Raw genomic sequence first — 9017 nt, forward strand, 5'->3', positions numbered from 1 at the left:
AGGCCCCGTATCCGGGCTGGCTGTATGTGGACGCGGCGGACGGGGCGTGCACCCGGATCTCGGACGTACGGCAGAAGGAGCAGGCCGCGGCGCGCCGTATGAAGCTTGCCGTGCAGGTGGAGCCGGTCGTCCACGGGGCGGCGGGCGGCGAGCGGAATCGGCTGGCGGTGATCGAGCGGTTGCTGGAGCCGGTGGCCGGGGACGCCGGCGGTTGTGCGCTGGTGGTGTGCAACACCGTGGCGGACGCGCAGCAGACCTACCAGCGCCTGCGCACATTCCTGGAAGCCCGCGGGCACCTCGCTGGTGAGGTGCAGTTGCTGCATGCCCGCTTTCCTGGCGACGACCGCGAGCAGCGCACCCAGACCGTCACGGCCGGGCTGGGACGCTCCGGGCCCCGGCCCGAGCGTCGGATCGTGGTGGCGACCCAGGTCGTCGAACAGTCCCTCGACCTGGATGCGGATGTGGTCATCAGCGATCTGGCTCCCTTGGCGCTGTTGCTGCAGCGGGCGGGGCGCTGTTGGCGGCACGAGACCTGGTGGGCTCAGCGCGGGCGCCCGCACGGCCGGGGCCGGCCCACCTGGGCGGCGGGCCCGCGGCTGGTCGTGCTGGACCCGTTGGCCGCTGGCCGGGGTGTGCCGGGTCAGTGGGGCGAGGTGTATGCGGAGTTCCTGCTCCACGCCACCTCTGAGGCCCTGGCGCGGCGGGGAGCGGAGCCCATCGCGATTCCGGAGGATGTGCAGGGTCTAGTCGAAGAGGTGCACGGCGATCGGGCGGAGCGGTTCGCTTGGGACGACCCAGCGAAATCCGCGGCCTACACTGCCTACCGGGGCAAGGAGTTGGCGGAGAGGAGTGTCGGGGACATTCTCGCCATTCCCCGCGCGCGGAGTGTGCCGGGGCTGCACAAGCTGCACCATCTGCGAGGTGCTGAGGAAGAGTGGGAAGCGGCGACCCGGCTCGGCGCTGACGCCGTGCGCCTGGTGTGCGTCTACGCGCACGCCGACGGCACGACCACTTTGGATCCGGAGGGGACCCGGCCATTGCCGGGATGGGGAAGCGCCCTCACCCCCGCGGATGTGCGGTCCGTGATGGGCCGCACTATTCCGGCCAACGCGGACTGGTTCCGGGGGGAACTGACGACCCATCGTGTCCCGGACGAATGGGCTGAGCACCCGCTGCTCGGCGACTTGGTGATGCTGCGGCAGTCCTTCGTCGACGGTCAGGTGCAGCCCGTCCGCGTGGGCAGTAAGAGTCTGTATCTGGATGCGGATTTGGGGCTGGTCAGGCAGTGACATGTTGAGCCCGGGGTGGCGATGCCCGTCCGCCTCCGGCCCAGACGTCCCAGAGGCGCCCCGTACCCCAACCCCATGAGTTCGCAAGGGAGTTCGACTGTTCTGTTCTGGCCCGCCAGTGTCAGTGGTGCCTGCTTCACTGTGCCCAGTGCCTCGCTCTTCACCACGAGCGTGAAGCACGCGGCTTTGTCGTGCCGTCGTGCAGCGAGGCGACCAGGACAGACTGAGGGAGGGCGCATGGCCGATGGGTTCGACCTGCGCGACGAGCAGTGGATCCCGGTCCGGTTAGCGGCGGGGGACGCCACTCGGGTAGGGCTGCGGGAGCTGTTCCATCGGGCGCACGAGATCGTGGACGTGGAGCTACCCGTGCCGCCGGCGGCGTCTGGGCTGCAGCGCATCCTCGCGGCGATGACCGCGCGGATCGCCCGGGACGAGGAGGGGGTGCGCCTGGACGACGAGGATGCGGCGGAAGAGATTGTCACGTGGCTGGAGGTGCGTGACGGGGTCCTGGCCCGGGGCCGGTTCGATCCTCGGGCAGTGGATGCGTATTTCGATGACGAGGTGCCGTCGGGCCGCTTCGACTTGTTTGATCCGGTGCGGCCCTTCTTGCAGGATCCGCGCCTGGTAGCGGAGTGCGTGGACGGGCGCGGCAACCCCAATCCGTCGGGCGTGAACAAGCTGGTCTTCGGGCGTCCCACCGGGGTCAACGGAGCGGTGTTGTTCGGGCACTTCACGGACGGTGAGCCGGTGGCGGTTCCGGCGGCCGAGGCTGCGTGGCACCTGATCGCCCAGCTGTACTACGGGCCGGCCGGGCAGTGCACCCCGCGCCGGATCACCCAGGTGAAGCCCGGCAACGGCGACGCGGGCCCGCTGCGCAAAGCGGTGTCGTATCACGCGTGGGGGCCGGACCTGTTCACCAGCCTCGTGCTGGGCGTCCCGGTGCCGGACGATGCCGCGGCCTCGGACGAGGGGGACGTGTGCCCCTGGGAGGCGGCGGATCTGCCGGATCCGCTCGGGCCGCCTTCTGAGCTGACCTGGCCGGGCGGAGTGCTGACCGGCCGGTTTCGGCACGCTGTGCTGCTGGTGCCGTCCACGGACCGCAATGAGGTCATCGACGCCTACATCACATGGTGCACCCACGAGCCCAAGCAGAAGGCGCGCGACCCGTACGTGATCCTCGACCGGGATAGAGAAGGCCGGCTGGAGGCGCGCGAGGCAAATGGCACACGAGCATTGTGGCGGGACGTGGACGCGCTGCTGCTGAAGGACACCGGTCACCAGTCGCTGCGGCCGCACAGCCTCGACGGCCTCCCACCGCAGCTGCGCCCTCGCCTCTCCGTACGTGCGTACGGGTTCCACCAGGATGGCAAGCAAACGGACACAATCTGGTTCGAGGCGACCACTCCGCCCATCCTGCAGTGGCAGGAGGAGGCCGACGCGCGGATGGCCCGCCATATGGCCCGCTGCCACCAGGCCGCTGAAGACGTCGGCTCCCGTCTGGACTATGCCGCACGCCTCGCCTGGAAACTCGCCAACGACACCAGCGCCGCCTCCGCGGCCAAGATCAAGCTCGATGCGCGGAAGCCCGGCCCGTGGGCCGCGGCAGCGATGAGCCGCTATTGGCCCGCGGCCGAGCGGGAGTTCTGGCGGCTTGCCGACCCTGCGTGGTGCGATACCCCGCCACTGCCGTCGTTGGTGAAGGCCGCACTGACGGCGTTGGATGACGCCATCGGCCAGGCTAGCCGGGCCGACATCCGCGTCGCCCGTGCCCGCACGCGCGCTCGCGCGGCCGTGCGGGCTCTCCTGCGCGCCGCTGCGTAGCCCACCACCCACCGCTTTCAGGGATGTGCCATGACTTCCACCTCCGTGCCACCACCGACGACACCTACTCGACCGCAGCACTCCGACAAATTCGTTGCCTACGTGCTGTCGCTGTGCGAGAACAAGCGCGTCCAGTCCGACCTGCGCACCGGTCTGGGGCTGCCCGTCGAACGCTGCAACTACCTTCACCGCTATCTCGTACGGCGCCTGCCGGAGCGCCTGCACCGCGATGCCAAGCGTGCCCACTACGCGGTGGCCGCGCTCATCGCAGCCCGGCCCCGAGCCGCCCGCGACGCTGACGCGGAGCGTGCCGATCAGACGGATCCCGTGTCCGACTGGCCAAAGCGCCCGAACCTGGGCGCCAGCCTGGCTGAGGCCACAAACGCCGGGGTCATCAAGCCCGACTCGGCCGAAGGCGACCTGCACCTGTTCAGCCGCCAAAGCAGCGACGCCCTCCACGCGCGGCTGCCTGCGCTGACCCGGCACCTGCAGTCCAGGGGCATCGCCCTGGACTGGGCGGTGCTGCTGGAGGACCTCACCTGGTGGGACCGTGACCGCGACCGCATCGCGACCCGCTGGCTGGAGAACTACTTCCGCACCGTCAACCACGGCGACGGCGCCGACGACACGGACGCCAACACCCCTGTCACCGACACAACCGACCTGCACGAGGAGAACATCTGATGGCCCTGTTCATGGACCTGAGCGCCACCCAGTCGGTGCCGGCCGCCAACCTCAACCGGGATGACCTCGGATCGCCCAAGACCGTCCGCTACGGCAACGCGCCCCGCATCCGGGTCTCCAGCCAGTCCTGGAAGCGGGTGATCCGCCACGGTGTCGAGCAGGACCTCGGTGAGAAGGCCGCCCGCACCCGGCTGGTGCCCGTCAAGGTCCGCGAGGCCCTCAAGAGCGCCGGATGGCCTGCCGACCTCGCCGAGTTCGCCGGCGTCCAGGTCGCCGCGAGCGCCGGCAAGAAGGGCATCGGCACGGAGAAGGACGGCCACACCTCGGTCCTGCTGTTCCTGCCGGAAAGCGGTCTGGAGGAACTCGTCGCGGTCTGTGTCGAGCACCGCGAAAGCCTGGAGCAGAACGCCGCTAAGAAGAAGCCGGGGCAAGTGCTGCCGGCCGACCGCATCGAGGAGATCCTCAAGCGCCGCACCGCCTCGATCAGCTTGCTGGGCCGCATGCTCGCCGAACTGCCCGGCGCCAACGTCGACGGCGCTGCCCAGGTCGCCCACGCCTTCACCACCCACGCCTCCGAGCCGCAGCGCGACTACTTCACCGCCGTCGACGACTGGCTCGGCGAGGCCGACACCGGCAGCGGCCACCTGGACACCAGCGAATTCAGCGCCGGAGTCTTCTACCGCTACGCCACCGTCAACATCACCGACCTGCTCACCAACCTCGACGGCGACCACAAGGCGGCCCGCACGGTGCTGGGTTCCTTCGCCGAGCACTTCCTGCTGTCCCTGCCTCAGGCGAAGAAGAACAGCACTGCCCCGCACACCGTCCCCGACCTCGCCCACCTCGCCGTCCGCACCCAGCGCCCCCTTTCCCTGGCCGCAGCCTTCGAGACACCGGTCAAGCACAGCGACGGCGGCTTCGCCCGCGCCTCCCGCGCAGCCCTGGCGGCGTACGCGCACAACCTCAATCGCCTCACCGGTAGCCGCCACCGGTCTTTCCACGGCCATGCCGCCATCACCGACGACACCGTGGACCTGACTCCCCTCGGCCCGGCCCACGACTCCTTCTACGACCTGATCGACGCCGCCGTGGACGCGGCCCTGCCCGTCTCCGGGGAGCAGGTGTGACCGGGCTGGTACTGCGACTGGCCGGCCCCCTGCAGTCCTGGGGCGAACGCTCGGCGTTCACCCCGGAGCGGGACACCGCGCCGTTCCCCACCCGCTCCGCGCTCATCGGCATGTTCGCGGCCGCGGAGGGCATCGCCCGCCACGACACAGCAGCCCTGCAACGCTATGCCGCACTGGAGTTCACCGTCCGCATCGACCGACCCGGCGCCCGGCTCGTCGACTACCACACCGTCGGCGGCGGCCAGCCCAAAGAGAAGACTGCCGCCACCAGCGGCGGCAACCACAAGGGCGCTGCCGTGGTGACCCGCCGCCACTACCTGGCCGACGCGGTGTTCGTCGTCGCCGTCTCCGGCCCGGATGGGGACATTGCGCGCCTCGCCGCCGCCCTGCACCAGCCACACTGGGCGCCGTACCTGGGCCGACGCTCCTGCGTCCCGGACGAGCCCCTCCTGCTGCGTACCGACACGACCGACCCCATCGACGAACTGCTCCACCGCGTGCCGCTCAGCCCCGACCCGGAACGGTCCACGCCCCAGGACGGCGCCATCCCGGTCACCTTCCTGTGGGAGCGTGCGCCAGCCCCACCCGCGCGGGATATCGACATCCTCACTGTCCACGACGTTCCACACAGCTTCGCCCCACACGGCCGCAGTCACGGCAAGCGCCGCCTGTACCGCACGGTGGAAAGACTCCCCACCTCCCTGGCAGTCGGCTCCCACAGCCTGCACCGACGACTGATCGACTACGCCATGAAGGAGGTCCCCGCATGAGTCCTCGCGTGGCACTCGCCCGCATCCGCCTCAATCCCCACAGTCGCTCCGTTCAGCGTGACCTGCGCGACCCCACCCAGATGCACCGCACCCTCATGCGGATGGTCCCCGACGGTCTCGGAGATGGCTCGCGTCAGGCCGCTGGACTGCTCTACCGCCTCGACGAATCCGCCACCACCAGCACACTTCTCGTGCAAGCCACCACCCTTGACCCCACCCGTCTCCCCGACGAATACGGTCACACCGACATCAAGGACCTGACCCCGCTGTTCAACGCCCTCAAAAAGGGACTCGCTGTCCGCTACCGCATCGTCCTCAACCCGGTCAAACGCGAACGCCTCCCCCTGGAACAGAAGGACAAGCGCGGCAAGATCGTCCCGCTCTTCGGGCCGGACGCCGACCAGTGGTGGACGCGCCGCGCCGACGATGCCGGGCTACAACTCCAGTCCCTGCTGCCCACCCCGGTCACAGCCGTACGATCCCGAGCCAAAGATGCTCCATCTATGCGGCACAACCTGCTGCGCTACGACGGCACCGCCACAGTCACCGACCCCGATGCCCTCACACATGCCCTGCTGACAGGCATCGGACGAGCCAAGCCCTACGGCGCCGGCCTGCTCAGCCTCGCCCCGGCGGCCGCAGCGTGAACGCACTCCCCGGCGGCGGGGAGGCCCGCAGGCGCCTCGCCGCCCCCACCCTCGCCATGCTCCCGCGCATCGCGGACTCCCTGTCCTTCCTCTACCTCGACAAGGTCCGCGTCGTACAGGACGACACCGGCGTCTGCGCCCAGATCCAAGCCGACGACAACCGCACCGACACCGTCTACATCCCCACCGCCGCACTCACCTGCCTGCTCCTGGGACCGGGCGTATCCATCACCACCCGCGCCCTGTCCACCCTCGCTCGCCACGGCACCAGCGTGGTGTGCACGGGCGCCGGCGGCGTCCGCGCCTATGCCAGCATCCTGCCGGACTCCCTCACCACCCACTGGCTCGAACAACAGGTGACCGCCTGGTCCGACCCACAACAACGGCTTGCCACCTCCACCCGCATGTACGAGATGCGCTTCGGTGACGACACCGTCCCCGACGGCACCACCCTCGACCAACTGCGCGGCATGGAAGGCCAGCGCATGAAGGCCCTCTACAAAATCCTCGCCCAGCAGCACGGAATCGGCCGCTTCCGTCGCAACTACCACCCCGACCAGTGGCACCAGCAAGACCCGGTCAACCTCGCACTGTCCGCCGCCAACACCTGCCTGTACGGCATCATCCACGCCGCTCTGCTGGCCCTGGGCTGCTCACCGGCCCTCGGCTTCGTCCACACGGGCAAGCAACACGCTTTCGTCTACGACATCGCCGACCTCTACAAAGCCGAAACCACCCTCCCCGTCGCCTTCTCCCTCCACCAATCGACCAACCCCGAACAGGAAGCCCGCAGAAAATTCCGCGAAGAACTCCGCCTCATCCGGCTGCTACCTCGCGTCATCCGGGACATCCAGACCCTCCTCACTCCCGGTGCCGACACCGACGATGACCACCCCGAGCGCCATGACGTCCGACTGGTCCATCTCTGGGATCCGAAGACGGGAGTCCTTCCTGCTGGGGTGAACTACGCACCGGACGGAGGCTGAGATGCCCTCCATGCTCGTCATCGCCACCACCGCCGTCCCTGACCACCTACGTGGCGCCCTGAGCCGGTGGACCACCGAAGTGGTCCCCGGCATCTTCGTCGGCACCGTCTCCGCCCGCGTTCGCGACCAGCTGTGGGACGCAGTCGCGGAAGTCGTAGGTGACGGTGCTGCCGTCCTCGTACACCCAGCTCCAACAGAACAGGGCTACGCCATCCGCACCGCAGGCACCCGCCGCCGCGTCCCCGTGGACTTCGACGGACTCACCCTCATGCGGATGACTGGGACTCCGCAGCGACCAGGAATGGCAAAGGAAGAGAAAAGCCGGGGATAATCTGCAGGTCACGAAGTGTGCTCCCCGCCGACGCGGGGGTGAACCGCCGGCCACAGCATCGATGCAGCCGATGAGTTGGTGCTCCCCGCCGACGCGGGGGTGAACCGTCGCATGTGGCGAGTGATGAGTCAGAGATCTGGTGCTCCCCGCCGACGCGGGGGTGAACCGTTCTTCATGCCGAGGCGGGCGGACTCGGCGACGTGCTCCCCGCCGACGCGGGGGTGAACCGCCATCTCACCGTGAGATTACCGGTTGGGTATCGTGCTCCCCGCCGACGCGGGGGTGAACCGGCTGCTTCCCTTTACCCCCAAGGGCTGTAGGGGTGCTCCCCGCCGACGCGGGGGTGAACCGCCCACACCCTCGAAGTCTGCCTCCAACAAGCCGTGCTCCCCGCCGACGCGGGGGTGAACCGGGCTCAGGGTCGGCCTCGTCGGTGTGGGCCGGGTGCTCCCCGCCGACGCGGGGGTGAACCGATTTGGCCGATCGTGTTTCCGGACGTCCTGATGTGCTCCCCGCCGACGCGGGGGTGAACCGCACTCCTCCGCGAGACCGACCGGCGTCTTTCGGTGCTCCCCGCCGACGCGGGGGTGAACCGGCACAAACCGGCACGGAAAAGGCCCGCCAGGCGTGCTCCCCGCCGACGCGGGGGTGAACCGCCCTCCCGGTAGCCGTGATACCACGTCGTGACGTGCTCCCCGCCGACGCGGGGGTGAACCGGTTGGCCATCTCGGCGCGGACGGTCTCCTGGAGGTGCTCCCCGCCGACGCGGGGGTGAACCGAAGACCGCCGCCCACCGCCAGCTCCTCACCCTGTGCTCCCCGCCGACGCGGGGGTGAACCAGTAGTTCGGGGTGGCGGGTGAGCGTGCCGACGGCGGTCAGTGTGCTCCCCGCCGACGCGGGGGTGAACCGATGTCGGCAATCTCCTTCTCCGCCCGCTGGCCGTGCTCCCCGCCGACGCGGGGGTGAACCGTTCGACGGGTCCTGGAGGACAGGGGCTTTGAGGTGCTCCCCGCCGACGCGGGGGTGAACCGGCGTTGGCGGACGTACGGACGCCGATCCGGGTGTGCTCCCCGCCGACGCGGGGGTGAACCGTTGACCAGGACGATCCTGCGCGACGAGGACGGGTGCTCCCCGCCGACGCGGGGGTGAACCGTTGCTCGTCCATGCGGCGCGACTGCAAGAGGGGTGCTCCCCACCGACGCGGGGGTGAACCAGACGGCGAGTTCCTGCCGCGAGGGGCGAAAGCGTGCTCCCCGCCGACGCGGGGGTGAACCGTCGTCCAGGCGGGCGACCCGTTCGGGGGCGGCGTGCTCCCCGCCGACGCGGGGGTGAACCTCCTTCCACCCCGTTTAGTGAACTAA

8 protein-coding genes and 1 CRISPR repeat array are annotated in these 9017 nt (G+C 69.7%); all 8 genes read left to right on the plus strand.

The window, feature by feature from the left end; genetic code table 11:
* Positions 1 to 1289: helicase-related protein (locus tag ACO0M4_RS40985; protein ID WP_430376395.1), on the plus strand; the 1289-nt coding region annotated here is incomplete at its 5' end.
* Positions 1290 to 1526: 237 nt separating this feature from the next.
* Entirely contained in the window at positions 1527 to 3110 is a 1584-nt protein-coding gene (gene casA / locus ACO0M4_RS40990; protein WP_430369915.1) for a type I-E CRISPR-associated protein Cse1/CasA, read from the plus strand.
* A gap of 30 nt (positions 3111 to 3140) precedes the next feature.
* On the plus strand, positions 3141 to 3794 hold the full coding sequence (gene casB / locus ACO0M4_RS40995) for a type I-E CRISPR-associated protein Cse2/CasB (RefSeq protein WP_430369916.1): 654 nt from the start codon (positions 3141 to 3143) through the stop codon (positions 3792 to 3794).
* Positions 3794 to 4921 (plus strand): type I-E CRISPR-associated protein Cas7/Cse4/CasC, encoded by a 1128-nt coding sequence (cas7e, locus tag ACO0M4_RS41000; protein ID WP_430369917.1) that lies wholly within the window; start codon positions 3794 to 3796, stop codon positions 4919 to 4921. The genes casB and cas7e overlap by 1 nt, the downstream gene beginning before the upstream one ends.
* Positions 4918 to 5691 (plus strand): type I-E CRISPR-associated protein Cas5/CasD, encoded by a 774-nt coding sequence (gene cas5e / locus ACO0M4_RS41005; RefSeq protein ID WP_430369918.1) that lies wholly within the window; start codon positions 4918 to 4920, stop codon positions 5689 to 5691. Before cas7e ends, cas5e begins: the two co-directional genes overlap by 4 nt.
* Positions 5688 to 6338, plus strand: a complete 651-nt coding sequence (cas6e, locus tag ACO0M4_RS41010) for a type I-E CRISPR-associated protein Cas6/Cse3/CasE (protein WP_430369919.1) — start codon at positions 5688 to 5690, stop codon at positions 6336 to 6338. Before cas5e ends, cas6e begins: the two co-directional genes overlap by 4 nt.
* A gap of 56 nt (positions 6339 to 6394) precedes the next feature.
* Positions 6395 to 7324: a type I-E CRISPR-associated endonuclease Cas1e gene (cas1e, locus tag ACO0M4_RS41015; RefSeq protein ID WP_430371353.1), complete on the plus strand. Its 930-nt coding sequence runs from the start codon at positions 6395 to 6397 to the stop codon at positions 7322 to 7324.
* Between the two features lies 1 nt (position 7325).
* The gene (gene cas2e / locus ACO0M4_RS41020) at positions 7326 to 7655 is read left to right on the plus strand and encodes a type I-E CRISPR-associated endoribonuclease Cas2e (protein WP_430369920.1); all 330 of its coding nucleotides are present in this window, start codon (positions 7326 to 7328) and stop codon (positions 7653 to 7655) included.
* A 17-nt stretch (positions 7656 to 7672) separates the two neighbouring features.
* A CRISPR array of direct repeats spans positions 7673 to 8992; the repeat unit is 29 nt; unit sequence GTGCTCCCCGCCGACGCGGGGGTGAACCG.
* Positions 8993 to 9017: the final 25 nt, after the last annotated feature.

This window comes from Streptomyces sp. RGM 3693 (genome assembly GCF_050471125.1).
In the GTDB taxonomy this organism is placed as follows: domain Bacteria; phylum Actinomycetota; class Actinomycetes; order Streptomycetales; family Streptomycetaceae; genus Streptomyces.

Coding starts and splice junctions, on each gene's coding strand:
- casA (WP_430369915.1), top strand. CDS start 1,527: ATGGCCGATGGGTTCGACCTGCGCGACGAGCAGTGGATCCCGGTCCGG.
- casB (WP_430369916.1), top strand. CDS start 3,141: ATGACTTCCACCTCCGTGCCACCACCGACGACACCTACTCGACCGCAG.
- cas7e (WP_430369917.1), top strand. CDS start 3,794: ATGGCCCTGTTCATGGACCTGAGCGCCACCCAGTCGGTGCCGGCCGCC.
- cas6e (WP_430369919.1), top strand. CDS start 5,688: ATGAGTCCTCGCGTGGCACTCGCCCGCATCCGCCTCAATCCCCACAGT.
- cas1e (WP_430371353.1), top strand. CDS start 6,395: ATGCTCCCGCGCATCGCGGACTCCCTGTCCTTCCTCTACCTCGACAAG.
- cas2e (WP_430369920.1), top strand. CDS start 7,326: ATGCCCTCCATGCTCGTCATCGCCACCACCGCCGTCCCTGACCACCTA.